The organism is Mycobacterium sp. 852002-30065_SCH5024008, assembly GCF_001665645.1.
GTDB classification, from domain to species: domain Bacteria; phylum Actinomycetota; class Actinomycetes; order Mycobacteriales; family Mycobacteriaceae; genus Mycobacterium; species Mycobacterium paraffinicum.
Map to the genome: position 1 here is coordinate 40,552 of NZ_LZSZ01000037.1, position 24,225 is coordinate 64,776.

Here is a 24,225-nt window from a genome sequence, read left to right on the forward strand (position 1 = left end):
CCGCCGCACGGGGCATACAGTTTGCCTCACGAAATCGACGAAATGGTGGAGATGGACGCGAAAGTGCCGACCGCGAAGGTCATCCGGGACGCGGTGACGCTCGCGTGCCGCGCGCCTTCGCTGCACAACAGCCAGCCCTGGCGGTGGGTGGCCGACGGCACGAAGCTGCACCTGTGGGCCGACCCGCGCCACTCGATGCACGCCACCGACCACACCGGCCGGGAGCTGATCCTGAGCTGCGGCGCCGTCCTCGACCACCTGCGGGTCGCCATGGCCGCCGCGGGCTGGGAAAGCGTCACCGAACGTTTTCCCACCGAGGGCAGACCGGATCACCTCGCGAGTGTGGGCTTTTTGCCGGTGGAGAACGTGACGGCGCAGTGCCGGCTGCGAGCCGACGCGATCCTTCGCCGCCGCACCGACCGGCTGCCCCTGGGCGCACCGACCGCGTGGCCCACGCTGCATTCGGCCCTGAGCCGCGCAGTGACCCCCTACGACGTGTCGCTGGACGTGGTCGACGACGACGAGCGGCCGCGGCTGGCCGAGGCGTCGCGGCTCACCGAGCAGTTGCGCCGAAGCGATACGTCCTACCTGACCGAACTGCGTTGGTGGACATCGCCCTTCGAAGCGAACGCCGACCACGTGCCCGAAAGCGCCCTGGTGTCCAGTTCCGAGGCCGCGCGCGTCGACATCGCCCGCGCGTTCCCCCCGGCGGGCGGTGGCCGCCGCCGCGCCGCGATCGACCAGGACCACTCCAAGATCGTGGTCCTGTCCACCCATCACGACGATGCGCCGGCCGAAGTGCTGCGCTGCGGTGAGGCGCTGTCGGCGGTGCTGCTCGAATGCACTTTGGCCGGCATGGCCACCTGCACGCTGACCCACATGACGGAGATGTCGCTGAGCCGCGACATCATCAGGCAGGTCACCGGCGGCTCCGGCCAGCCGCAGCTGCTGATCCGGGTCGGCCGGTCACCGGCCAAGGACCCACACACGAAACCCACCACCCGGCGTCCGGTGACCGAAGTCCTCGAGATGCGTGGGTGACCGACATGCCAAGGAGGTGCCATCGATGACTCGGCACTGGCTGGTGATGGAAACAACCGGCAAGGGCGGTGAGGCCCCCTTCGTCGCGCGGGTCGCGGCCGCGGGCCGGCATCTGCCCGGAACCCACCTGACGACCGACGAGCTCATGGCGTCCACCCGCCACCGCACCCACATCGACCTGGAACGGCTCACCGGGATCCGCGAACGCCGGGTGTCGGTGGGCGATGAGGATTCCTACACCCTGGCCAGCTCGGCGGCGCTGAACTGCCTGGCCACCGCGCAGCAGGATCCGGCGGCGCTGGACGTGGTGATCAGCTGCAGCATCACCAAGTTCCGCGACGGGCTGACCCAGTGGCTCGAGCCGACCATGAGCAGCGCCGTGGCGCGCGGGATCGGGGCGGTGAACGCGATGACGTTCGACGTGTCCAACGCGTGCGCCGGAATGCTCACGGGCGTGACGATTTTGAACAACTGGATCCGCGAGGGCGTCGTCGAGCGCGGGCTCGTCGTCAGCGGCGAGTACATCTCGCAGCTCAGCAACAACGCCGCCCGGCACATCCGCAACATCATGAGCAAGGAGCTGGCCTGCCTGACCCTGGGCGATGCCGGCGCGGCGCTGCTGCTCGAGCGGGCACCGGCCGGTTCGGCCGGCATCGCCCTGGCGGGCTTCACCACCGTCGCCGACTACAGCCGGCTCTGCCTGGCGTATCCGCAGGGGGACGACCCGGGCGCGCGGATGTTCACCAACTCCCGCGCCATCCAGAAGGCCGCGATCGCCGACACCCCGCTGTTGTTGAGCGAAGTGCTTGACACCGTTGGTCTTTCGATCCACGACATCGACCACGTCATCACCCACCAGACGTCCGCGCGCGCCATCCGCAAGGGCATGGCGCGGATGTCGGAGGTGTTCGGCGACAGCCCGCGCCACGACGCGGTGATCACCGTCGACCGCTACGGCAACACCGCCTCCACGACCCACACGGTGGCGCTCGTCGAGGAACTCGAGGCCGGGCGGATCAGGCCCGGGGAGCGAATCGCGTTGCTGGCGCTGGCCTCCGGGCTGGAGATCGGTGTGGTCTTGTTGACCCTGGACGAGGATGTGGTGAGCCGCTATGGGCACGGTGATTGATCGGATCGACGTCTCGCATCCGCGGCTGCGGGGGCGCCACAGCGCGCTGCACTTGGCCGTCGTCGCCGCCAAGGACTGCCTGAAGCGGGCCGGATGCGATGCCTCGGAACTCGACCTCGTCGTCAACGCCGGCATTTATCGCGACCGCAACCTCGGTGAGCCGGCGCTCGCCGCGCTGATCCAGGACGACATCGGCGCCAACCCGGGGGACCCGCACGCCGGCGCCCACGGCACCTTCTCCTTCGACATCGCCAACGGCACGTGCGGGCTGCTGACGGCGCTGCAGATCGTCGACGGGTTCATGCGCAGCCGCGCCATCCGGCGCGCGCTGGTGGTCGCCAGCGACGCCGACCCAGGGCATGGGATGAGCGAGCACTTCCCGTTCTCGGCCGCCGGCGCGGCGATGCTGTGCGGCTGGTCCGACGACGACTACGGCCTCAGCCGGGTCTCCTGGGTGAACGACCCGAGTGAAGCCGGTGACGAAAACTTCAGCGCCACGGTGGGTTTCGCCGACTCCCGCAACGTCCTGCGCTTCTCCGAGTCGGCGGCGATGGACGAGCGGTTCGCCGCGGCGGCCGCGCGGGCGGTGTCGACGTGCCTGGCGGAGCAGTCGGTGCGGCTGTCCGACGTCGACGCGATCGTCGCCGCCCCCGCCCGGCCCGGATACCGCACCGCGCTGGGCGCCCGGCTGGGCGTGCCGGTCGAGGCGATCAGCGTCGCCGACGACGAACGCATGCACACCGCCGCCCTGGCCGCCGCGTTCGGGCAGCGGGCCGAGCGGTTGCCGGCGGGCGCGCGGGTCCTGTTCGTCGCGGCCGGGGCCGACGTCGTCGCTGGCGCCGCCCTCTATCGCCAGCCACCCCACGCCACGGGGCCATAACGACGAAACCCGTTACTGGACGCTCACTTCAGTAGGATTGCCCGGCGCACAACCACGTCAAGCGAGATTGCGCTCAGGGTTGTGTATGCGCTCATTGAACGGCGCTGTCGGCAATGTCGGCGGGAGACGCCCGGACCGATCAAGGCCAGCCGGTCGCCCCGACCCCGCGCTCGGTCCCCTCGATCACTGCAGTTGCACCGCACGCTCGAGGTCCAGGATCTGCCGGGTGGTCTTGACGACCACGTCGGGGTTCAGGCTGATCGAGTCGATGCCGCAGCGGACCAGGAACTCGGCCATGTCGGGGTAGTCCGACGGCGCCTGACCGCACAGCCCGGAGTGAATCCCGTTGCGCCGGCAGCCCTCCACGGCCAGGCGGATCATCTCCTTGACGCCCTCGTCTCGTTCGTCGTAGTCGAAGGCCACGATCTCACTGTCCCGGTCGACGCCGAGGGTCAGCTGGGTGAGGTCGTTGGACCCGATGGAGAACCCGTCGAAGCGCTTGGCGAACTCGTCGATGAGGATGACGTTGTTGGGGATCTCGCACATCGCGTACACCTTGAGCCCGTTCTCCCCGCGGCGCAGACCGTGTTTGGCCATCTCCGCCAGGACCAGGTCCGCCTCGGCCACCCGGCGCACGAACGGCAACATCAGCACGACGTTGGTCAGCCCCATCTGTTCGCGCACCCGCTTCATCGCCCGGCACTCCAGCGCGAATCCCTCGGCGTAGGCCGGGTGCGCGTAGCGCGAGGCGCCGCGGAAGCCGATCATCGGGTTGCTCTCGGCCGCCTCGAAGCCGCTGCCGCCGACCAGGCTGGCGTACTCGTTGGTCTTGAAGTCCGACATCCGCACGACGACGGGCTTGGGCCAGAAGGCGGCGGCGATGGTGCCGATCCCTTCCGACAGGCGCTCCACGAAGAATTCGGCGCCGTCGGAATAGGCGTAGGTCAGGGTTTCGATGGTCCGCCGTGCCTCGGGATCGTCCACCCGGTCGGGGTGGAGCAGGGCCAGCGGGTGCACCCGGATGTACTCGTTGATGATGAACTCCATCCGGGCCAGCCCCACGCCGTCGTTCGGCAAGAACGACGTCTTGAACGCCAGATCCGGGTTGCCGAGGTTGAGCATGATCTCGGTGTGCGGCCGCTCCTGGTCGGAGACCTCGGTGCGATCGACGCGAAAGCCCAACTCGCCGCGGTACACCCGGCCCGTGTCGCCCTCCACGCACGACACCGTGACGACCTCGCCGTCGGGCACGCTCGTGGTGGCGTCACCCGCGCCGACGACGGCGGGGATGCCGAGCTCGCGGGCGATGATCGCCGCGTGGCAGGTTCGCCCGCCGCGGTTGGTGACGATGGCCGCCGCGATCTTCATGATGGGTTCCCAGTCGGGCGTGGTGATGTCGGCGACCAGAACATCGCCGGGCCGGAACTCCGACAGCTTCCCGAGGTTGTCCATCCGGCGCGCGGTGCCGGTGGCCACCTTCTCGCCGACCGAGCGGCCCTCGGCGAGTACCTCCTTGCGTTCGGCGCCCTTGCCCTCGAGCACGTAGCTTTCGATCACCGTCAGGCTGCGCTGGGAGGCCGCGGTTTCGGGGCGCGCCTGCACGATGTAGAGCTTTCCGTCCAGACCGTCCTTGGCCCATTCGATGTCCATCGGCCGCCCGTAGTGGCCCTCGATCGCGCAGGCGTAGCCGGCCAGCTCGAGGACGTCCTCGTCGGTGATGCAGAACCGGGCGCGGTCGGCCTTCGGGGTGGGGATGTTGCGGACGGTGTTCTTCGTCTCGCCCTCGACGTAGATCATCTTGACCGCCTTGTCCCCGATCAGCCGGCGCAGCACCGCGCGGTGGCCGGCCTGATACGTCGGCTTGTGGACGTAGAACTCGTCGGGGTCGACGGCGCCCTGGACCACGTTCTCGCCGAGCCCGTAGGCGCCGGTGATGAATACGACGTCGTGGAAGCCGGATTCGGTGTCCAGGGTGAACATCACCCCCGACGAGGCGAGGTCGGAGCGCACCATCTTCATGACGCCGATCGACAGCGCCACCTTGAAGTGGTCGAAGTCCTGGTCGATCCGGTAGTGGATGGCCCGGTCGGTGAACAGGCTGGCGAAACACCGGCGGCAGGCGTCCAGCAGGCTCTCGGTGCCCTTGATGTTGAGGAAGGTTTCCTGCTGGCCGGCGAAGCTGGCGGTCGGCAGGTCTTCGGCGGTCGCCGAGCTGCGCACGGCCAGGCTGACGTCTTCGCCGTATTCCTCCTGAAGCTGCCGATAGGCGGCCGTGATCTCGGCGGCGAGCTCCGGGGGAAGCCCTGCGCCGTAGACGATTTCGCGGGCCCGCTTGCCCTTGCGTGCCAGCGCGGTGACGTCGTCGGGGTCGAGATCGTCGAGCGCGGCGTGCAGCGCGTCCCAGGCGCCGGCGGTGTCCAGCACGTGCCGGTAGGCCTCGGCGGTGATCGCGAACCCGTGCGGGACGCGCACGCCCTGCCCGGTCAGCTTCTGGAACATCTCGCCCAGCGAGGCGTTCTTCCCGCCGACCAGCGGGACATCCTCGATGCCGATTTCTTCGAAGAAGCGGATGTAGGTGAAATCGTTCATGGTGTTCTTCCTTCGGCAGGTTGCATCAATAAGATTCGTAGATACCGCTGTTCGCTTTTCGCATGATCCAGACGTAGTCCGCGCGTTCCCGGGCGGTTAACGACCCCGGCTCCTCTCCGCCGGGTGCCGCCAGCAGCCCCCGCACCTCGTCGAGGCGCCGAAAACCCTTGCGGTCCAGCCAGTCGGCGAGGTCCCGCAGCAGCACGGCGGCGTACTCGGGACCGTGGCGCAGCAGCGCCGACGCCGACTGGACGACGTCGGCCCCGGCGAGCAGGTACTTGGCCACGTCGCGTGCCGTCTCGACTCCCGTGCTGGCGGCCAGGGATGCCTGTATGCGCTTGTGCAGCAACGTGATCCACGTCAGCGGCAACCCGGTGTCCGCCGGGGTGGACAGCGCGACGGTGCGTACGGTGCCGAGCGTCTCGGGGTCGATGTCGGGCTGCAGGAACCGGTTGAACAGGACCAGGCCGTCGGCGCCCGCCGCCTCCAGCCGGTGCGCCATGTCGGCGGTCGCGCTGAAGTACGGGCTGAGTTTGACTGCGACCGGGATGCCGGTCGCGCTTTTGACCTCGGCCAGCACGTCGAGGTGGCGCTGCTCCACCGCGCGGCCGTCCACGCCGGCGTCGCCTGGCAGGTAGTAGATGTTCAGCTCGATCGCCGCCGAGCCGGCGTCCTGCATGCGGCGGGCGTAGTGCGCCCAGTTGCCGGGTGTGGACGCGTTGAGGCTGCCGATCACGGGGACGTCGACCGCGGCGACCGCGCGCTCGAGCTGGCGCAGGTAGCGGTGGGCGCCGCTGCCGTTGCCTGACGGTTCGACGGTGGCGGGGAAGTAGCTGAGCGACTCGGCGTAGCTTTCGCTGCCCTGCAACGCCATTCGCTCGTTGTGCGCCGCCTCGCGGCGCAGTTGCTCCTCGAACAGCGAGTACAGCACCACCGCCCCGATGCCCGCGTCGGCGAGCCGGCGCACCCCATCGACCGTGCTGCTCAACGGGGATGCCGATGCCAGCAGGGGGTTGCGCAGCCTCAGGCCCAGGTAGTGAGTGGTCAGGTCCATCAGCCCTCCCTCCGCGCGTCGGACGGGAAGTGGCGCGGGTCGCGGGAGGCCATGTCCTCGTAGTCGTTCCAGCGCTGGTCGATCGACTCCTGCGCCAGCGCCGCGAGGCGTTCGGCCTCGTCGGGGTCGGTGTTGGTCAGGCTCCGGTAGCGCAGCTCGCGGCTGCGGTAGTCGGCCAGGGGCAGGCGGGGCCGGTGCGAGTCCAGCAAGAACGGCGGGTTTCCGGTGGCGCGTAGCACCGGGTCGTAGCGGATCAGCGGCCAGTGCCCGCAGGCGACGGCGCGGTGCTGCTGATCCAGGCCGTTGCGCATCTCGAAGCCGTGCGCGATGCAGTGGCTGTAGGCGATGATCAGCGACGGCCCGTCGTAGGCCTCGGCCTCGCGGAAGGCCAGCAACGTCTGTTGCGGGTCGGCGCCGAAGGCGACCCGCGCGACATAGACGTTGCCGTATGAGATCGCCTGCAAAGCAAGGTCTTTGCGCGGTACCGTCTTGCCGCCGGCGGCAAACTTGGCCACCGCGCCCAGCGGTGTGCTCTTCGACATCTGCCCGCCCGTGTTGGAGTACACCTCGGTGTCGAGCACCAGCACGTTGACGTTGTGCCCGCTGGCCAGCACATGGTCCAGGCCGCCTGCGTCGATGTCGTAGGCCCAGCCGTCCCCGCCGACGATCCACACGCTGCGGCGCACCAGATGCTCCATTACGCTCTGCAATTCGTCACCGACCGCCGGGTTCAGCCGGTCGAGCCGGCCGCGCAGCTCGGCGACGCGGCGGCGCTGCTCGTCCAGTTCGGATTCGCGGCGCTGCGGGGCGGCCAGGGCCGCGTCGACGAGGTCGGGGCCCAGCGCGTCGCGCAGTTCGGTCAGCCGCTGGCGGGCCTGGCGGAGATGGGTGTCGGCGGCCAGCCGCAGCCCGAGCCCGAATTCGGCGTTGTCTTCGAACAACGAGTTCGACCAGGCGGGCCCGCGTCCCTCGGCGTTGGCCGTCCAGGGCGTGGTGGGCAGGTTGCCGCCGTAGATCGACGAGCAGCCGGTGGCGTTGGCGATCACCAACCGGTCACCGAAAAGCTGCGAGAGCAATTTGAGGTAGGGCGTTTCCCCGCAACCGGCGCACGCGCCGGGGAATTCGAACAAGGGCTGCAGGAACTGCGTGCCGCGGACGGTGCCGAAGTCGACCCTCGAGCGCTCGGCCACCGGCAGAGTCTCGAAGAACGCGATGTTCTCGCGTTCGGGGGCGACCAGCGGTTCGCGCGGCGCCAGGTTGATCGCCTTGGTCACCGGCGTGCCGGGCACCACAGCCGGGCAGGCCTGGACGCACAGGTCGCATCCGGTGCAGTCCTCGACGTAGACCTGCAGGGTGTAGCGGGTGTCGGGCAGGCCGACCGCGTCCAGCGGCGCTGAGGGGAACGTCGCGGGGGCGTCACCGAGGTGCTCCTGGTCGTAGAACTTGGTGCGAATGACGCTGTGCGGGCAGACGAACGAGCAGTTGCCGCACTGGATGCACGTGTCGGGGTCCCAGACCGCGACGAGGTCGGAGATGTTGCGCTTCTCGTAGGCCGCGGTGCCGCTGGGGTAGGTGCCGTCGATCGGGAGGGCGCTGACCGGCAGCGCGTCCCCGCGCCCGGCGATCATCTCGCCGGTTACCGCCCGCACGAAGTCGGGGGCGTCGGGTCCGACCGGCGGCTCGAGCGCGATGGCGGAGTTTGCGGTGTCCGGGACATCGACCTGGTGCAGCCGTTGCAGGGCGCGGTCGACGGCCTCGGCCTCGCGGGCCACCACGTCGGCGCCCTGCCCGGCGTACGTCTTGGCCGCGCTGTCCTTGATCCGGGCGAGCGCCTGTTCCAGCGGCAGCACACCGGAGATGGCGAAGAAGCAGGTTTGCAGCACGACGTTGATCCGCCCGGCGAGCCCGACCTCACGCGCGATGCCGCTGGCGTCGACGACGTACAGCCGGATGCGCTTGTCGAGGATCTGGCGCTGCACGCTGCCCGGCAGGGTGTCCCACACCTTCTCGGGCGGGTGCCTGGTGTTGAGCAACAGCGCGGCGCCCGGGGCGGCCCGGCCCAGCACGTCGAGCTTGTGCAGGAATCGCTCGTGGTGGCAGCCGACGAACGAGGCCTGCTGCACCAGGTAGGGCGCGTGAATCGGTTCGGGCCCGAATCGCAGGTGCGAAACGGTTTGCGAGCCAGATTTTTTCGAGTCGTAGACGAAGTAGCCCTGGGCGTAGAGGTCCTCCTCGCCGCCGAGGATCTTGATGGTGTTCTTGTTGGCGCCGACGGTGCCGTCCGAGCCGATGCCGAAGAACACCGCGCGCACCGTGTCTGTGTCTCCAGGGGTCTCGATGTCGAAGCTCGGGTCGTAGTCGATGCTCGTCTGACTGACGTCGTCGTCGATGCCCACGGTGAAGCGGGCCCGCGGCCGGTCGCGAGCAAGTTCGGCGAATACGCCGGCGACCATGGCCGGGGTGAATTCCTTCGACGACAGCCCGTAGCGCCCGCCGCACACCATCGGCAGCGCCGACCGCTCACCGCTCGCGTACGCCTCGGCGAGGGCCGCGACGACGTCCAGGTACAGCGGCTCGCCGTGCGACCCCGGTTCCTTGGTGCGGTCGAGCACGCCGACCGCGCGCACGGTCGGGGGCAGGGCGGCCAGCAGCGCCCGCACCGGGAACGGCCGGTACAGCCGCAGCCGCAGTACCCCGACCCGCTCGCCGCGGGCGACCGCCGCCGCCACCGTGGCGGCGGCGGTCTCGGCGCCGGATCCCATCAGCACCACCACCCGCTCGGCCTGCGGGTGTCCGGTGTACTCGACGATGTGCATTGCCCGCCCGGTGCGGCGGCCGAGCTCGCTCATCAGGTCCTCGACCATCTCGGGCACCCGGGCGTAGAACGGGTTGACGGTCTCGCGGGCCTGGAAATAGGTGTCGGGATTCTGCGCGGTGCCGCGGACGAACGGCCGCTCCGGCGACAGGGCGCGCTCGCGGTGGGCCAGGACCAGCTCCTCGGGAACCAGGGCCCGCAGGTCGTCGTCGTCGAGCAACCCGATGGTGTTCAGCTCGTGCGAGGTGCGGAAGCCATCGAAGAAGTGCACGAACGGGATTCGGGTGCGCAGCGTGGCCGCGTGCGCGACCAGGGCCAGGTCGTGGGCCTCCTGCACCGAGGCCGACGACAGCAGCGCGAAGCCGGTCTGGCGCACCGCCATCACATCCTGGTGGTCGCCGAAAATCGAAAGACCCTGCGCGGCAATCGATCTGGCCGCGACGTGGATCACCGCCGAGGTCAGCTCGCCGGCGATCTTGTACATGTTCGGGATCATCAGCAACAGGCCCTGCGACGAGGTGAACGTCGTGGCCAGCGCGCCGCCCTGCAGGGCGCCGTGCAGGGCGCCGGCGGCCCCGCCCTCGCTCTGCATCTCCACCACCGTGGGCACCGTGCCGAAGACGTTGGGCCGGTGCCGGCTCGACCAGTCGTCGGCCAGCTCCGCCATCGGCGAGGACGGGGTGATCGGGTAGATGCAGCACACCTCGTTGAGGCGGTAGGCCACCGATGCCGCCGCCTCGTTGCCGTCGATCGTGGCGCGCGTCATCGCGGCTCCGGGATCATCTCGGGGACCATTTCGATGGCGTGCACCGGGCACTGCTCGTAGCAGGTGGCGCACCCGGTGCAGCGGTCGTAGTCGAAGCGATAGCGGTGACCCGGCCCCAGCTTGATCACCGCGTCCTCCGGGCAGGCGCCCAGGCAGCCGTCGCACTCGAAGCAGTTGCCGCACGATAGGCACCGGCCGGCCTCGAACGTCGCGGCCTGCGCCGACAGGCCGCCGACCACTTCGTCGAATCCGGTGATGCGTCGCGCGGCGGGAAGTTCGGGCTCGGCCCGCCGGGAGGCATCGCCGAAGTACCACGGGTGCAGCCGGTCGAACTCCGCGGTCGGGTGCTTGGGCAGGCGTTGCAGGTCGCCGCCGCGCAGCCACGCGTCGATGTGGTGGGCCGCCTTCTTGCCATGCCCGACGGCGACCGTCACGGTGCGTTCGCAGGGCACCATGTCACCGCCGGCGAACACCCCCGGGCAGCCGGTCATCAGCGACGACGACACCCGCACCGAACCGTCGTCGTCGAACTCCACGCCGGGCAAGCTGCGCATGAACGCCGACTCGGTCTCCTGCCCCAGCGCCATGATCACGGTGTCGGCCGCCAGCGTCTCGTATTGCCCGCTCGGCACCGGGCGTCCGGAGTCGTCGAGCCGCATGAGCTCCACCTGGAGCTCGGGGCCGTCGAAGGCGGTGATCGTGCGCAGCCAGTGGATCCGCACGCCCTCGCGCTCGGCCTCTTGCACCTCGTGCTCGTGCGCGGGCATCTGGGCCGCGGTGCGGCGGTAGATGATGACGGCGTCCTCGGCGCCCAGCCGGCGCGCGACGCGCGCGGCGTCCACCGCGGTGTCGCCGCCGCCGTAGACGGCGACGCGGCGGCCGAGCTCGGGTGTTTCCCCGGCGGCGACGGCGCGCAGGAAGGAGACCGCGTCCAGCATCGACCCGGCGTCGGCGGCCGGGATGTCCACGCGCTTGGCGAGGTGGGCGCCGACGGCGACGAACACCGCGTCGAAGCCCCCCGCGTCGCGTTCGGCGGCCAGGTCCTGGACCCGGTGCCCGCACGTGAACTCCACGCCGAGGGCGGCGATGCGGTCGATCTCGGCGTCCAGCACATCGCGGGGCAGCCGGTATTTCGGGATGCCGTAGCGCATCATTCCGCCCGGCTGCGCGCCGGTGTCACAGACATCCACCAGGTGGCCGAGCCGCGCGAGGTGATAGGCGGCCGACAGCCCGCTGGGACCGGCGCCGACCACCAGCACCCGCTTGCCCGTCGGCTGCGGCGGGGGGTCGAACAGCCATCCCTGCGCGCGGGCGGTGTCGCCGAGGAATCGCTCCACCGCGTGGATCGACACCGAGGAGTCCAGATGCGCCCGGTTGCAGACGGATTCGCAGGGGTGGTAGCAGACGCGGCCGTGGATCGCGGCGAAGGGATTGTCGGCGGTCAGCTGCCGCCAGGCTTGCTCGAAGCGTCCTGCTCGGGCGTGGGCCAGCCACGCCTGGATGTTCTCGCCGGCGGGGCAACCGGCGTTGCACGGCGGCAGCAGATCGACGTAGATCGGGCGGCGTTCGCGGACCGGGCCCGTGCGCGGCCGCCCGTGCAGGAGGTCGGGCAGTGCGGTCAGGTCGGTGCGGGACGAGGCGGCGAAAGCATCTGCCTCGCTGCTCAATTGCTCTCCCGTCACCCCCCTCACGATATGGGCCCGGGGCGCGCCGCCACAGCCGCCGTTTGGCCTCAGTAGTTGAGGACTTACGGCCCTGCCAGCAGGGCATTGCGGTGCGGAAAGTAGCACCATGGAGCAATTGACCGCGCTCGATGCCGGCTTCCTGGAGGTGGAGGACTCGGATCCGCATGTCAGCCTGGCGGTGGGCGGTGTGTCGATCGTGGAGGGACCGATCCCGACCTACGAAGAGTTCGTCGGCGAATTCGCCGGGCGGGTGGCGGCGGTACCGCGCTGCAGGCAGATCCTGCGCACCCATCCGCTCGACCTGCGGCCGCCGGAATGGACGGACGACCCCCACTTCGACCTCTCGCGTCACCTGCACCGCGTCGCGCTGCCGCAACCGGGCCGCGACCCGGAGCTGTTCGAGATGATCGCGTCGCTGATGGAACGCCGACTCGATCGTGAGCGCCCCCTATGGGAGTCCTGGATCATCGAGGGGCTCAGCGGAAACCGGTGGGCGGTGCTCACCAAGATTCACCACTGCATCGCCGACGGCATCGCGATGACGCAACTGTTCGCCAAGTTCGGCGACGACGGTGACGGCGGCACCTTTGCCGTCGACGTCGGCGCCGCCAGGAAGCCGGTCCGGCGCGGGGTGGACCTGTCCAAGATCAGCCTCAACCCCCTGAGCTGGGCCAGCGGAATCGGGCGAAGCGCGCTCGGTGCGGTGACCGCGGCCGAACACGCGGCGATCGGGGCGGCCGAGCTGGCCACCGCGCTGATGCGCCCCGCCCCCGAGTCATCGCTGAACGGGCCGGTGACCGCGATGCGGCGGTACAGCGTGGCCCGCGCCCGGCTGACGGACATGAACAAGGTCGCCCGGGCATTCGGGGTCACACTGAACGACGTTGCGCTGGCAGCGATTACCAACAGTTACCGGGCCGTATTGCTGGCGCGGGGCGAGCAACCGGGCCGAGACTCGCTGCGCACCCTGGTCCCCGTCTCGGTCCGCGCGGTGGACCACTTCAATGTCGCGGGTAACCGGGTCTCGGCGATGCTGCCGTTGCTGCCCGTAGACGAGGCGGACCCGGTGCAACAGCTGAAACTGGTGCACGACCGGCTCACCCACGCCAAAGCGAGCGGTCAGAGCGAGGGTGGCAGCGCGGTGGTGGTGGCGGCCAGGAGCACCCCGTTTGCGCTGTCCGCGTGGGCGATTCGCTTGCTGTCGCGGTTCCCCCAACGCGCGGTCGTCGCCTTGGCGAGCAACGTTCCCGGTCCACGGAGCCGCCAGCGGCTGATGGGCCGCCGGGTGCTGGAACTCCTGCCGGTTCCCCCGATCGCTCTGCAGGTGCGCACCGGCGTCGGGATGCTCAGCTACGCCGACAGTTTCGTCTTCGGCATCACCGCCGACTACGACACGGCGCCCGACATCGACGCGCTCGCCGCCGGCATCGAGAAGGGGATGGCGCAATTGATTGCGGCCGCCCGTACCCGGCGCCGCAAGTCCTCATGACGCGTCGGACTGGGTGATGCGTTCATGCGCCGTCAGCATTAGGTGGTCGAACTCCGATTGGGCACCGAGGCGTAACCCGGCGCCGCGGAAGTCTTCGGCGATCTGCTCGGCAAGCGGGCGCAACTTGATGTTCGCTTCCTGTGAAAGCCATTTGAGCAACTCGAAGGCCGCGCTGTCACTGATGCCGTAGATCAGCATCAGCATGCCCTTGGCCTGTTCGATCCCGGCCCGGTTCCCGTTGATCTCGGCCAGCCTGGCGCTGACGATCTCCTCCGCCACCTGTCCCGTGGCCGGGGTGACGTCGATGTAAAACCCTTGCGTTCCAACGACGTCGCCGTCGTCGTCGAAGAACTGGTCGCCCACAACGACGACGTGGCGCACATTCCCGCCGGTGTCGATGATTCGATGGCGAGTGCTGAACGCCTGCCGGGTGTTGACGATCTGATCGATGGTGGCCGCGACCTGACCACGGTCGTCCGGATGCTTGTGCGAGAGAACCAGATCGGTGGTGGGCGTCACGCTACCGGGCTCATACCCGTGCATCCGCTGCACCTGTTCCGACCACTCCCAGCGCTGGTCGGTGAAGTAGAAGCGAAACCAGCCGGCCGGTTGCGCGGCGCCGCCGGCCAACGCCTGTTCGACGTTGGCGGTTTGGCCGTCCAATTCCCACTTCATCTCGCACCCGGTCTCTTCTGGCTCCGTGAAATCGGCGGAGGCGGCGGCCCGTGCGTTTCTGCAGGGACCCGGGCCGCCACCTGCCTGCCGGACATCAGGCGTTGATGACCTCGCGTTGCGAGGCGTTCTCATTGATGGCCGTTTGCCCGTCGCCGCGCCCGACGGAGATCTTGCGCGGCTTGGCCCGTTCGGCCACCGGAATGCGCAGCCGCAGAACACCTTCGCGGTAGGACGCCTCGATCTTGTCGGTGTCGAGGTTGTCGCCGAGCACCAGCTGCCGGCTGAACACCCCGCGCGGGCGCTCGGTGGCCAGCATCTCGCGGTTCGGGTCGAGGGCGGGCCGCTCGGCGCGCACGGTCACGACGTTGCGCTCGATGTCGATGTCGAGCGACTCGGCGTCGATGCCGGGCAGGTCGAACTCGACGACGAACTCCTCGCCCTGGCGCCAGGCGTCCATCGGCATCACTGCCGGCCGGGCGGCCGTACCGAACACCTGGTGGGCAAAGCGGTCGAGGTCACGGAAGGGGTCGGTACGCATCAGCATGGTGGTCACCTCTCACTCCAATCTAGGCTGTGGTCTGGCTATTACCTATGTCCAATGACATAGATTTGGTATAGCACTGTCGACATAGTGGCGCAAGTGTGATAAATAGATTTTCTAGGCCAGCTAGCTTCGAGGAGAGACGCGTGATGACCGACCAACGCGGCGATTCCGGCGTCCCGGCGCCCGATCACGGCGTGTATGGCATCTCGGTGGCCGCCGAGCTCTCCGGCATCCCGGTGCAGTCGCTGCGCCTGTACGAGCGGTATGGGCTGCTCGCGCCGGCGCGAAGCAACGGCGGAACCCGCCGCTACAGCGCCGACGACCTGGCCCGGCTCAAGCGCATCAGCGAGCTGGTCGACGCCGGCATCAACCTGGCCGGCGTCGCCCGGATCCTCGACCTCGAGGATCACAACGCGACGCTCTCAGCGGCCAACACCGACCTACGGTCCACGAACCGGACTCTGCGGAAGGGCGCGAGAACCGCGAAGGTCACGCAGGGCGCCGGCGAACCCGGCGAAGGGGCCGGCTGAGGTACCGCGGGTCCCCCGATTGCGCTCACCGACTTCGGGTACACAGCCTGCTGTGCCCTTGAGTTGAAGGAGATGCAATGGGAGAGGTGGCTGAGGCCAAGGCCCAGGTGGTCGACGGCGCACGGCGCGAAGCGGACGAATACCGCGGCGACGAGCCTCGGCCGCTGGGCGGCTACGTGGCGGTGTTGCTCATCTACACCGCCCTGGTAGCCGTCGCGACCACGGCCGCGCTGCTCACCGGGCGGACGTTGCCTACCCGGTGGCGGATCCAGGACCTGATCACGGTCACCCTGGGCACCCACAAGCTCTCGCGGACGCTGACCAAAGACGCGGTGACCAGCCCGTTGCGCGCGCCGTTCACCCGCTTCGCGGGCAGCGGCGGACCGGCCGAGGTCATGGAGGAGGTTCGGCACGATAGCCCGTTGCGGCACAGCCTGGGAGAACTGCTGACGTGCCCGTTCTGCCTGGATATGTGGGTGGCGACCGGCTTCGCCATCGGCTTGGTCTTCGCGCCCAGGTTCACCCGCCTGGTCGCCGGCGTCTTCACCGTGTTGACCGGCGCCGACTTCCTTCAGCTCGCCTACGCGATGGCGCAGCAGTCGGCCGAGGGTTGAGCCGCGCTCAGCCGGTCTTCGGCCTCGCTCGCCGCGAACTGCGCGCCCTCCCCGGAGGACAGCGCCGCCCTGGCTTCACGGGACATGATCGGGCAGGCCAAGCGAATCGTCGTGGAGCGCTTCAATCTCGACGCCGTCGAAGCGTTCGAACTCCTCGTCCGGCTTTCGCAGCAATCCAACACCAGGCTCATCGACATCGCGAAGTCGTTGATCGACAGCGAGCGTCCACTCAAACGCCGGCGTCGCTAAGGCGGCGTTTCGAGGGCCGCGAGGCGGGTATGTGCTGTCCACATGAAGGCTGTCACGTGGCACGGTAAGCGCGATGTGCGAGTGGAATCGGTGCCCGACCCGAAGATCGAGCAACCCACCGACGCCATCATCGAAGTCACGTCGACCAATATCTGCGGGTCCGATCTGCACCTCTATGAGATCCTCGGGGCCTTCATGAACCCCGGGGACATCCTTGGACACGAACCCATGGGAATCGTGCGCGAGGTCGGCGGCCAAACGGGCGACCTGCGGGTCGGGGACCGGGTCGTCATCCCCTTCCAAATCTCTTGCGGCAGTTGCTACATGTGCGACAAGCGGCTTTACACCCAATGCGAGACCACGCAGGTGCGTGACCAGGGCATGGGGGCCGCGCTGTTCGGCTACTCGGAGCTCTACGGCGAGGTCCCCGGCGGCCAGGCCGAACTGTTGCGCGTCCCGCAGGCGCAGTTCACGCACATCAAAGTCCCTGTGGGGCCGCCGGATTCGCGGTTCGTCTACCTGTCCGACGTGCTGCCGACGGCCTGGCAGGCGGTGGCTTACGCCGACATCCCGGACGGGGGCACGGTCACCGTGCTCGGCTTGGGCCCGATCGGCGACATGGCCGCGCGCATCGCCGATCACCTCGGCTATCGGGTGATCGCCGTGGACCTGGTGGCCGAGCGCCTCGGACGCGCCGCGCAGCGCGGCATCCACACCATCGACCTGGGCCGGCTCGACTCGCCACTCGGGGAGGCGATCCGGGACCTGACCGACGGGCGAGGCTCCGACTCGGTCATCGATGCGGTGGGCATGGAAGCGCACGGTTCCCCGGCGGCCAAACTGGCCCAGCAGGCTACCGGCATGTTGCCGGACTTCATTGGCAAGCGGCTCATGCAGACCGCCGGCGTGGACCGGCTCAGCGCGTTGTACTCCGCCATCGACATCGTGTGCCGCGGTGGCACGATATCGCTGATCGGCGTGTACGGCGGGATGGCCGACCCGCTGCCGATGCTCACCCTCTTCGACAAGCAGGTGACCCTGCGGATGGGCCAGGCGAACGTGAAGAGGTGGGTGGACGACATCATGCCGCTGCTCACCGACGACGACCCGCTCGGCGTCGACACTTTCGCGTCGCACGTGCTGCCCCTCGACCAGGCCCCGCACGCCTACGAGATCTTCCAGAAGAAGCAGGACGGTGCGGTTAAGGTCATGTTAAGGCCCTGAAAACCGCTGTGCGGCAAGGCCTCTCCGCTCCATCGTTTGGGGGAGGCCCCGGTAGGGTATTGAAGCGCCATGACATCCACAGAAGCCTCCGCCCCCACACCCACCGGAGAGGTGTGGCCGGGCCGCGCCTATCCCTTAGGCGCCACCTACGACGGTGCGGGCACCAACTTCGCCGTGTTCAGCGAAGTGGCCGAGCGGGTGGAGCTGTGCCTGTTCGACGCGGACGGAAACGAGAGCCGCGTCACGCTGCCGGAGGTCGACGGGTTCGTCTGGCACGCCTACATCCCCAACATCGAGCCCGGCCAACGCTACGGCTACCGGGTGTACGGCCCGTACGACCCGCAGAACGGCTTGCGGTGCAACCCGAACAAGCTGCTGGTGGACCCCTACTCAAAGGCAATCGACGGCTCGTTCGAGTGGGACCAGGCCCTGTTCAGCTACAACTTCGGCGAGCCGGACAGCCGCAACGACGACGACTCCGCCGCCTTCATGCCCAAGTCGGTGGTGATCAACCCCTACTTCGACTGGGGTAACGACCGGCCGCCGGACCACCAGTACGCCGACACTGTCATCTACGAGGCGCACGTCAAGGGCCTCACGCAAACCCACCCGGACATCCCCGAACAACTCCGCGGCACGTACGCGGCCGTGGCGCACCCCGTGATCATCGAGCACCTGAAGAACCTCGGTGTCACCGCCATCGAGCTGATGCCGGTGCACCACTTCGCCAACGACTCGACCCTGGTGGACAAAGGCCTCTCTAATTACTGGGGCTACAACACGATCGGGTTCTTCGCACCCGACTTCAAGTACTCCAGCGCCACCTCCCCCGGTGGGCAGGTGCAGGAGTTCAAGGCAATGGTGCGGGCCCTGCACGAGGCCGGCATCGAGGTCATCCTCGACGTCGTCTACAACCACACGGCCGAGGGCAACCACATGGGCCCGACACTGTCGATGCGGGGCATCGACAACGCCGCCTACTACCGGCTGGTCGACGACGACAAGCGCTACTACATGGACTACACCGGCACGGGCAACAGCCTCAACGTCGGGCACCCGCACGCGCTGCAGCTGATCATGGACTCGCTGCGCTACTGGGTGACCGAGATGCACGTCGACGGCTTCCGGTTCGACCTGGCGGCGACACTGGCCCGGGAGTTCTACGACGTGGACCGCCTGGCGGCGTTTTTCGAACTCGTGCAACAGGATCCGACGGTCAGCCAGGTCAAGCTGATCGCCGAACCCTGGGACGTCGGGCCGGGCGGCTATCAGGTCGGCAACTTCCCGCCGCAATGGACGGAATGGAACGGCAAGTACCGCGATGCCGTCCGCGACTTCTGGCGCGGCGAGCCCTCGACGCTCGACGAGTTCGCCTACCGGCTGTCCGGGTCCGCCGACCTGTACGAGCACACCGCGCGCCGGCCGGTCGCCTCGATCAACTTCGTCATCGCCCACGACGGCTTCACACTTCGTGACCTGGTGTCCTACAACGAAAAACACAACGAGGCCAACGGCGAGGACAACAACGACGGCGAAAGCCACAACCGATCCTGGAACTGCGGCGCGGAGGGGCCCACGGACGACCCGGGCGTCAACGCGCTGCGCGCCCGCCAACAGCGCAACTTCCTCACCACGCTGCTGCTGTCGCAGGGTGTGCCGATGATCTGCCACGGTGATGAGTTGGGCCGCACGCAGAACGGCAACAACAACGGCTACTGCCAGGACAACGAGCTCACCTGGATCGACTGGGCAAAAGCGGATAACGGCCTGCTGGAGTTCACCCGCGCGGTGTCGGCGCTGCGCGCCAACCACCCGGTCTTCCGCAGGCGCCGGTTCTTTTCCGGCAAGCCGCTGGGCCGCCGCGGCCAGGACGGCCTGCCCGACATCGCCTGGTTCACCCCGGAGGGAACCGAGATGACCGAGGAGGACTGGGGCGCGGGGTTCGCGAAATCCGTCGCGGTGTTCCTCAACGGGCACGGCATCCCCGACCGGGACCCCCGAGGGCAACGGGTGCTCGACGACTCGTTCCTGCTGTGCTTCAACGCCCACTACGAGCCGATTGAATTCACCTTGCCGCCAAAGGAATTCGGTGCCGCGTGGCAACTTATGATCTTCACCGGACCCGAGGAGGAGACGCCCGCGGAGGAGGTGCCCGGGGGAGGGGCGCTCACCGTGGACGCGCATACCGCCGTGGTGTTGCAAGCCCCCGACCGAGGCTGACGCGCGTCGGTGACCTTCGCCCCGCGATTGATGACCTTTTGCCCCCAGACATCGGTTCCCTACTCCCGCACACTGTCGGTTGCGCCGCGGGGGAAGAAAGGGGCAGCCGATGGAGAGGCCGAGCCCCGACGCGTGCCTGAACGACGTGGCCTGGTGCAGACGGATCGCCCTGGCGGTGGTGTTTGCCCTCGCGGGGGTGACATGGGTGGGCTGGGCGACCGGTATCGACCGGCTGACCCGGATCGATCCGACCTGGCCGCAGATGATGCCGTGGACCGCGTTGTGGCTGGCGATGCTGAGCATGGCGATCCTGGCGCAGGTGGGCTACCCATCGCGGGGGCGCGTGTGGGCCGGGCGTGTCTTGGCCCTGAGCGTGGGCGCTCTTGCCGCCATCACCGTCGTCGAGTACGCCATCGGTCGGCCGTCGTCCGGCCTGGACCTGGCCTGGTTCGGGGACGCGGTGCGCGCGTCGCAACAGACCTGGCCGGGACGCCCGAGCCCGCAGACGGCGTCATCGATGCCGTTCGTGGCGCTCGCCGTTGCACTGATCCGAGTGGATCGCGGAACCCGCGTGGTCTGGCCCGCCTGCATGGCGGCCGGCGGGGCCATTTCCTTCGTCACGCTCGGGGCCTACTTGTTCAACGCGTTGGCGCTGGTGGGCTATACGCCATCGACGGGCCAGGCGCTCATGACCGCCTTGGCTCTACTGCTGCTCGTAGCCGCGACGGCGCTGGCACGCCCCGACCGGTCTCCAGTCGCCTGGCTGCTCGCCCGGCCCGACCGCAAGTCACTGCTTCGGCTGGCCGGGATCCTCGCCGGCTTTCCGATCGTCGTCGCAGTATCGCGGCCGATCTTCCTGCGGCTCGGGCTGGGCGAGCACGCAGAATGGACCTTCTCGATACTGCTGGGCACCGCCATCGTCGGGGCGATCACGTTCTTCTTCATCCAGCGGGAGCAGCGGCTGCTGATAGAGAAGGAGCTGGTCAGCAAGGAGCGGGCCGACGCCGAGATGCGCTATCGCATCCTCGCCGACAACGCGGTGGACATCGTCGTTCACCTGCGCGGCGGCGAGATTGTGTGGGTCTCGCCGTCCGTGCAGGCCGCGTTGGGCCGCTCACCGCAAGGCTGGACCGGCTCGGATTTCGACAGCCACATCCATCCGCGCGACCTCGAGACGGTCATCACCGCGCTAGGGAGGGTCGCCGCCGGCGAATCGGTCCTGCAACGGTTCCGCGTGCGCTCCGCCGACGGCAATTACCACTGGGTCGAGGGCCACGGAAAACCGTACGTCGACGCCGAGGGCAACACCGACGGCCTGATCGCCGCGGTGCGCATCATCGACGAGCAGGTAGAGGCCGAACGGCGGCTGGAACGGATGGCACGGTTCGACATCCTTACCGGGCTGGTGAACCGGGCCGAGGCCATCAGCCGATTCGAGGCCGCGATGCAGAAGCCGCGGCCGCTCGGAACGTACGTCGGGGTCTTGTTCTGCGACGTCGACCGCTTCAAGGAAATCAACGACACCTGGGGCCACGGCGTGGGCGACTGTGTGCTGGCAACCCTCGCCGCAAGGATCCGTGGAAGTGTGCGCGGGAGCGACACGGTGGGCCGGATGGGGGGCGACGAGATACTCGTCCTGCTGCCCGACATCCACAGCGTCGACGAGCTCGCCCAGATCGCCGAGAAGATTCGCCGTCATGCCGCCGAACCCATTGATGTATCCGGGAAGTGGTTATCGGCGACACTGAGCATCGGCGCCACGCTCGCCATGCCCGGCGAGTCCGTCGACACGATCACCGCCCGGGCGGACGCGGCCATGTATCGGGCCAAGCTGGGGGACCGGAACACCGTCGTTCGCAACTAAGTAGCCGAGCCCTCGCCCTGCGACGGGTGCTATCCGGTAGGTTTTTGCCGACGGCAGCTCGTTACAAGAGAGGGCAAATATGTCAAGGACAGTGGTGGTGGGCGCCTCGAGCGGACTCGGTCGCTGCATCGGCGTCGGCCTCGCCCAGCGCGGCGACCAGGTCGCGCTGCTGGCCCGGCGCCGCGAGCGCATCGAGGCGGCGGCCAAGGACGCCGGCCCGGGCGCGGTCGCCATCGAATGCGACGTCACCGACGAGGCGTCGTGCCGGTCCGCGATCGCCGCCGCCGCCGACGCCCTGGGCGGCATCGACAACATCGTCTACACCCCCGCCGTCGGGCCACTGGTCCGCATGGTCGACACCGACGCCGCGACCTGGCGGCGCATCTTCGACACCAACGTCATCGGCGCGGCGCTGGTGACGGCCGCGGCGGTGCCGCACCTGACGGTCTCCGCGGGCAAGGCGGTCTACCTGTCCTCCGACGCGGGCACGTTCGGGCCGCCATGGCCGGGCCTGGGTGCGTACGGGGTCAGCAAGGCGGCCCTCGAGCGCATGGTCGACGCGTGGCGGGCCGAACATCCCGACATCGGCTTCACCACCTTCATCGTGGGGGAATGCCCGGGTGGCGAGGGGGACGCGGCCACGGGCATGAACATCGGCTGGGACATGGACCTCGCCATGAAGGCCGTGCCGCTGTGGGCGTCCCGCGGGTGCATGCCCGGCAAGCTGATGCCGGTCGAGGACCTCGTCGACGTGGTGCACACGATCCTGCGGACGAACGCCGCGACCTCGATGCCGGTGGTGGTGGCCAGGGGCGCGCCCGCCAGCCCCGCCGCGTTCGCCGATTCCGCGCAGTCCTAGCGGCGATCGCAAGCGCGGCGGGTCGCCGCCGTGGGTCTAGCGGCCCAGCTTCTCGCGGACCAGGTCGGTCAGGAAACGCCCGGCCGAGGTCGGCCGGAAGGCGCGGGCCGCCCCCGTGAGCGCCTCGCGCGCATCCGGGGGCAGCTCGATGTCGGCGGCGGCGACGTTGAACTCGAGTTGCTCGACGCTGGACGCGCCGGGGATGGCGACCACGCCCGGATAACTGATCAGCCAGGCCAGCGCCACCTGAGCGGGCTTGGCGCCGACCGTGGTCGCGACGTCGCGCAGCGTCTGCAGCAGCGGCTCGACGCGGCGCAGGTTCTCGGTGCCGAACAGCGAGTTCAGCGCCCGAATGCCCCCGGGACGGTTGTCCAGGCCGTATTTCCCTCCCAGCAGGCCCTGTTCGAGCGGGCTGTAGGCGATCACGATGCGGTTCTCCCGCTCGGCGAAGGGCACCAGGTCCTCCAGCGCCCCGGCGTGCGCCAGCGAGAAGTGCACCTGATTGCTCACGACCGGCCGCCCGAGCGCCGCGTCGGCCTTCCGCCACCGGTCGAGCGAGTAGTTGGAGACGCCGACCGCGCCGATCTTGCCGCTGTCGAGCAGGTCTCGCATGCCCGGCATGATCACCGTGTCGGGGACTAGCGGGTTGGACTGGTGGATCTGGTAGAGCGGGATGCGGTCCAGCCCCAGCCGCCTCGCGCTGGCGCGCTGGCGCTGTTTGATCACGGCGGGGAAGGGCGCGACCGGCATGATCTTGCTGGCCACCGCGACGTCGGCGCGCTCGTCGCCGAGCGCCTCGCCGAGGATCCGCTCGCTCTTGCCCAGCCCGTACACCTCGGCGGTGTCGAACAGCGTCACCCCCAGGGCGCGGGCGCGGCGCACGATGTCACGCGCGGCGCCCGAGGCGTAACCCTCGCCGTAGCCCCACTCGCGTGACCCGAACTGCCAGGTGCCCAAGCCGATTCGGCTGACCCGGCCCACTCCGTCGACGTCGAGATACTTCATGTGTCCACCCTAGCCAGGGATCTTGCCCAGCACGTAGTTGGCGATACCCACCCCGGCCAGCCGCGGTTGGCCGCTGTCCGTCGTGCCGCTGCAGGAGACCATCAGGTCGACGATGACATTGGCCTTGGCCGCGATCGCCCGGGCCGAGCGGATCTGCAGGCCCCTGGGGGCGAGGTCCAGCGTGGTGATGCCGTTGGGGGCGTCGGCGGGCTCGCCCACCGCAAACGGGAGCGCCTCCCCGTTGGCCGGTGTCAGCGTCACGGTTAAGCCACCGCATCGGCGCCACCCCGACAGCAACGCCTCCAGCTGCGCCCGGGCCGCCGCCGGGTCGTGGAAGGCCACCACGGCCTCGATCACCTGAGTCGACTTGAGAAAGCTGCGCGAGTCCCGGAACTCCGCCGCGCGATATCCGGTGACGCCGGCGCCGCTATAGGCGTCCGGCGTGCCGGGGGCGACGCTGCCCCAGCATTCCGGCCGGTCGATCGCCCCTTCTGCGCTGGAGCGGCCCATGTTGTCCCACGTCTGGCCGGCCTCGATGTTCTCGTCGGTGGTGAGGCTCTTCAGGGCGTCGGCGCCCGGCAGGAGCGCGGCCAGGGCGTCGGGCGCGACCGGGCCCGGCGGCGTCGGCGCCGCCGCGCTGGTGGGGGTGGTGGCCGGCACCGCGGTCTGGTTGGACGGGGTGCCGCCCAGCGTGGCCCACGCGATCAGGGCGACCACCGTGACGGCGATGAACGCATACGACAGCGCCAGCCCGGCGCGGGCCCGGTCGCGGCCGAGCTCGCCGGTGCGGCGGATCTGCGCCAGCCCGGCGTGTCCCAGGATCGCTCCGACGGGCGCGAACACGAACGCGAACACGAGCGACAACGTCGCCAGCACGTTGACGGGCGGGCGGTACGGCGGTGTGGGCGGCGGCGTGAAGACCGGCGGCTCGATTGGGGGCGTGTCTCTTATACACATCTCCGAGCCCACGAGACGGAGCTACATCGCGCACGG

Annotated in this window: 18 protein-coding genes and 1 pseudogene; 11 read left to right on the top strand and 8 right to left on the bottom strand. The window is 69.1% G+C overall.

The annotated features are described in order from the left end of the window. Positions 1-42: 42 nt before the first annotated feature. Genes A5781_RS04465 through A5781_RS04475 form a run of 3 tightly spaced genes read left to right on the top strand, consistent with a single transcriptional unit; the run spans position 43 to position 3,050 of the window. Entirely contained in the window at positions 43-1,041 is a 999-nt protein-coding gene (locus A5781_RS04465) for an NAD(P)H nitroreductase (RefSeq protein WP_082939209.1), read from the top strand. Between the two features lie 25 nt (positions 1,042-1,066). Continuing rightward, positions 1,067-2,170 (top strand): 3-oxoacyl-ACP synthase III family protein, encoded by a 1,104-nt coding sequence (locus A5781_RS04470; protein ID WP_067201879.1) that lies wholly within the window; start codon positions 1,067-1,069, stop codon positions 2,168-2,170. Continuing rightward, a complete protein-coding gene (locus tag A5781_RS04475; RefSeq protein ID WP_067201811.1) occupies positions 2,154-3,050 on the top strand; it encodes a 3-oxoacyl-ACP synthase in 897 nt (298 codons plus the stop codon). Before A5781_RS04470 ends, A5781_RS04475 begins: the two co-directional genes overlap by 17 nt. Before the next feature lie 183 nt (positions 3,051-3,233). Here A5781_RS04475 and ppsA read toward each other — a convergent pair whose 3' ends face one another. The 4 genes from ppsA to A5781_RS04495 are packed head-to-tail and all read right to left on the bottom strand — an operon-like array spanning position 3,234 to position 11,956. After that, entirely contained in the window at positions 3,234-5,639 is a 2,406-nt protein-coding gene (gene ppsA / locus A5781_RS04480) for a phosphoenolpyruvate synthase (protein ID WP_067201815.1), read from the bottom strand. Between the two features lie 25 nt (positions 5,640-5,664). Then, the gene (locus tag A5781_RS04485) at positions 5,665-6,693 is read right to left on the bottom strand and encodes a dihydroorotate dehydrogenase-like protein (RefSeq protein WP_067201818.1); all 1,029 of its coding nucleotides are present in this window, start codon (positions 6,691-6,693) and stop codon (positions 5,665-5,667) included. Next, on the bottom strand, positions 6,693-10,274 hold the full coding sequence (nifJ, locus tag A5781_RS04490) for a pyruvate:ferredoxin (flavodoxin) oxidoreductase (protein WP_067201822.1): 3,582 nt from the start codon (positions 10,272-10,274) through the stop codon (positions 6,693-6,695). The genes A5781_RS04485 and nifJ overlap by 1 nt, the downstream gene beginning before the upstream one ends. Next, a complete protein-coding gene (locus A5781_RS04495; protein ID WP_067201825.1) occupies positions 10,271-11,956 on the bottom strand; it encodes an NAD(P)-binding protein in 1,686 nt (561 codons plus the stop codon). The genes nifJ and A5781_RS04495 overlap by 4 nt, the downstream gene beginning before the upstream one ends. A gap of 109 nt (positions 11,957-12,065) precedes the next feature. Between A5781_RS04495 and A5781_RS04500 the strand changes: the two genes are divergently transcribed. Next, the gene (locus tag A5781_RS04500; RefSeq protein WP_067201829.1) at positions 12,066-13,448 is read left to right on the top strand and encodes a wax ester/triacylglycerol synthase family O-acyltransferase; all 1,383 of its coding nucleotides are present in this window, start codon (positions 12,066-12,068) and stop codon (positions 13,446-13,448) included. On the opposite strand, the gene A5781_RS04505 is transcribed toward A5781_RS04500, so the two are convergent. Together A5781_RS04505 and A5781_RS04510 are read right to left on the bottom strand one after the other, a co-directional pair. Next, on the bottom strand, positions 13,443-14,123 hold the full coding sequence (locus tag A5781_RS04505) for a PAS and ANTAR domain-containing protein (RefSeq protein ID WP_067201833.1): 681 nt from the start codon (positions 14,121-14,123) through the stop codon (positions 13,443-13,445). The genes A5781_RS04500 and A5781_RS04505 overlap by 6 nt on opposite strands. 94 nt (positions 14,124-14,217) lie before the next feature. Next, positions 14,218-14,667, bottom strand: coding sequence for an Hsp20/alpha crystallin family protein (locus A5781_RS04510; protein WP_067201886.1), 450 nt, complete (start codon positions 14,665-14,667; stop codon positions 14,218-14,220). A 146-nt stretch (positions 14,668-14,813) separates the two neighbouring features. Between A5781_RS04510 and A5781_RS04515 the strand changes: the two genes are divergently transcribed. From A5781_RS04515 to A5781_RS04540, 7 genes and pseudogenes are all read left to right on the top strand, one after another. Further along, the gene (locus tag A5781_RS04515) at positions 14,814-15,197 is read left to right on the top strand and encodes a helix-turn-helix transcriptional regulator (protein WP_067201837.1); all 384 of its coding nucleotides are present in this window, start codon (positions 14,814-14,816) and stop codon (positions 15,195-15,197) included. 77 nt (positions 15,198-15,274) lie between these two features. Next, positions 15,275-15,811: a DUF1360 domain-containing protein gene (locus A5781_RS04520; RefSeq protein ID WP_067201840.1), complete on the top strand. Its 537-nt coding sequence runs from the start codon at positions 15,275-15,277 to the stop codon at positions 15,809-15,811. Between the two features lie 63 nt (positions 15,812-15,874). Continuing rightward, positions 15,875-16,060: pseudogene (locus A5781_RS24785) on the top strand (ANTAR domain-containing protein); the annotation flags it as partial. Between the two features lie 42 nt (positions 16,061-16,102). Next, entirely contained in the window at positions 16,103-17,284 is a 1,182-nt protein-coding gene (locus A5781_RS04525; RefSeq protein ID WP_067201843.1) for a zinc-dependent alcohol dehydrogenase, read from the top strand. A gap of 69 nt (positions 17,285-17,353) precedes the next feature. Beyond that, complete coding sequence (gene glgX, locus A5781_RS04530) at positions 17,354-19,504, top strand: glycogen debranching protein GlgX (RefSeq protein ID WP_067201846.1); 2,151 nt, start codon at positions 17,354-17,356, stop codon at positions 19,502-19,504. Between the two features lie 109 nt (positions 19,505-19,613). Next, the gene (locus tag A5781_RS04535; protein ID WP_067201850.1) at positions 19,614-21,368 is read left to right on the top strand and encodes a sensor domain-containing diguanylate cyclase; all 1,755 of its coding nucleotides are present in this window, start codon (positions 19,614-19,616) and stop codon (positions 21,366-21,368) included. A 91-nt stretch (positions 21,369-21,459) separates the two neighbouring features. Next, complete coding sequence (locus A5781_RS04540; RefSeq protein ID WP_082939211.1) at positions 21,460-22,227, top strand: SDR family oxidoreductase; 768 nt, start codon at positions 21,460-21,462, stop codon at positions 22,225-22,227. Positions 22,228-22,263: 36 nt separating this feature from the next. Here the strand turns inward: A5781_RS04540 and A5781_RS04545 are convergent, their stop codons facing one another. Together A5781_RS04545 and A5781_RS04550 are read right to left on the bottom strand one after the other, a co-directional pair. Next, the gene (locus A5781_RS04545; RefSeq protein ID WP_067201858.1) at positions 22,264-23,232 is read right to left on the bottom strand and encodes an aldo/keto reductase; all 969 of its coding nucleotides are present in this window, start codon (positions 23,230-23,232) and stop codon (positions 22,264-22,266) included. Between the two features lie 9 nt (positions 23,233-23,241). Then, on the bottom strand, positions 23,242-24,189 hold the full coding sequence (locus A5781_RS04550; RefSeq protein ID WP_067201890.1) for a sensor domain-containing protein: 948 nt from the start codon (positions 24,187-24,189) through the stop codon (positions 23,242-23,244). Positions 24,190-24,225: the final 36 nt, after the last annotated feature.

Excerpts from the sequence above, each read along its gene's own strand:
- A5781_RS04465 (WP_082939209.1), top strand. The coding sequence starts at position 43 with ATGGTGGAGATGGACGCGAAAGTGCCGACCGCGAAGGTCATCCGGGAC.
- A5781_RS04470 (WP_067201879.1), top strand. The coding sequence starts at position 1,067 with ATGACTCGGCACTGGCTGGTGATGGAAACAACCGGCAAGGGCGGTGAG.
- A5781_RS04475 (WP_067201811.1), top strand. The coding sequence starts at position 2,154 with ATGGGCACGGTGATTGATCGGATCGACGTCTCGCATCCGCGGCTGCGG.
- ppsA (WP_067201815.1), bottom strand. The coding sequence starts at position 5,639 with ATGAACGATTTCACCTACATCCGCTTCTTCGAAGAAATCGGCATCGAG.
- A5781_RS04485 (WP_067201818.1), bottom strand. The coding sequence starts at position 6,693 with ATGGACCTGACCACTCACTACCTGGGCCTGAGGCTGCGCAACCCCCTG.
- nifJ (WP_067201822.1), bottom strand. The coding sequence starts at position 10,274 with ATGACGCGCGCCACGATCGACGGCAACGAGGCGGCGGCATCGGTGGCC.
- A5781_RS04500 (WP_067201829.1), top strand. The coding sequence starts at position 12,066 with ATGGAGCAATTGACCGCGCTCGATGCCGGCTTCCTGGAGGTGGAGGAC.
- A5781_RS04505 (WP_067201833.1), bottom strand. The coding sequence starts at position 14,123 with ATGAAGTGGGAATTGGACGGCCAAACCGCCAACGTCGAACAGGCGTTG.
- A5781_RS04510 (WP_067201886.1), bottom strand. The coding sequence starts at position 14,667 with ATGCTGATGCGTACCGACCCCTTCCGTGACCTCGACCGCTTTGCCCAC.
- A5781_RS04515 (WP_067201837.1), top strand. The coding sequence starts at position 14,814 with ATGACCGACCAACGCGGCGATTCCGGCGTCCCGGCGCCCGATCACGGC.
- A5781_RS04520 (WP_067201840.1), top strand. The coding sequence starts at position 15,275 with ATGGGAGAGGTGGCTGAGGCCAAGGCCCAGGTGGTCGACGGCGCACGG.
- A5781_RS04525 (WP_067201843.1), top strand. The coding sequence starts at position 16,103 with ATGAAGGCTGTCACGTGGCACGGTAAGCGCGATGTGCGAGTGGAATCG.
- glgX (WP_067201846.1), top strand. The coding sequence starts at position 17,354 with ATGACATCCACAGAAGCCTCCGCCCCCACACCCACCGGAGAGGTGTGG.
- A5781_RS04535 (WP_067201850.1), top strand. The coding sequence starts at position 19,614 with ATGGAGAGGCCGAGCCCCGACGCGTGCCTGAACGACGTGGCCTGGTGC.
- A5781_RS04545 (WP_067201858.1), bottom strand. The coding sequence starts at position 23,232 with ATGAAGTATCTCGACGTCGACGGAGTGGGCCGGGTCAGCCGAATCGGC.
- A5781_RS04550 (WP_067201890.1), bottom strand. The coding sequence starts at position 24,189 with ATGTGTATAAGAGACACGCCCCCAATCGAGCCGCCGGTCTTCACGCCG.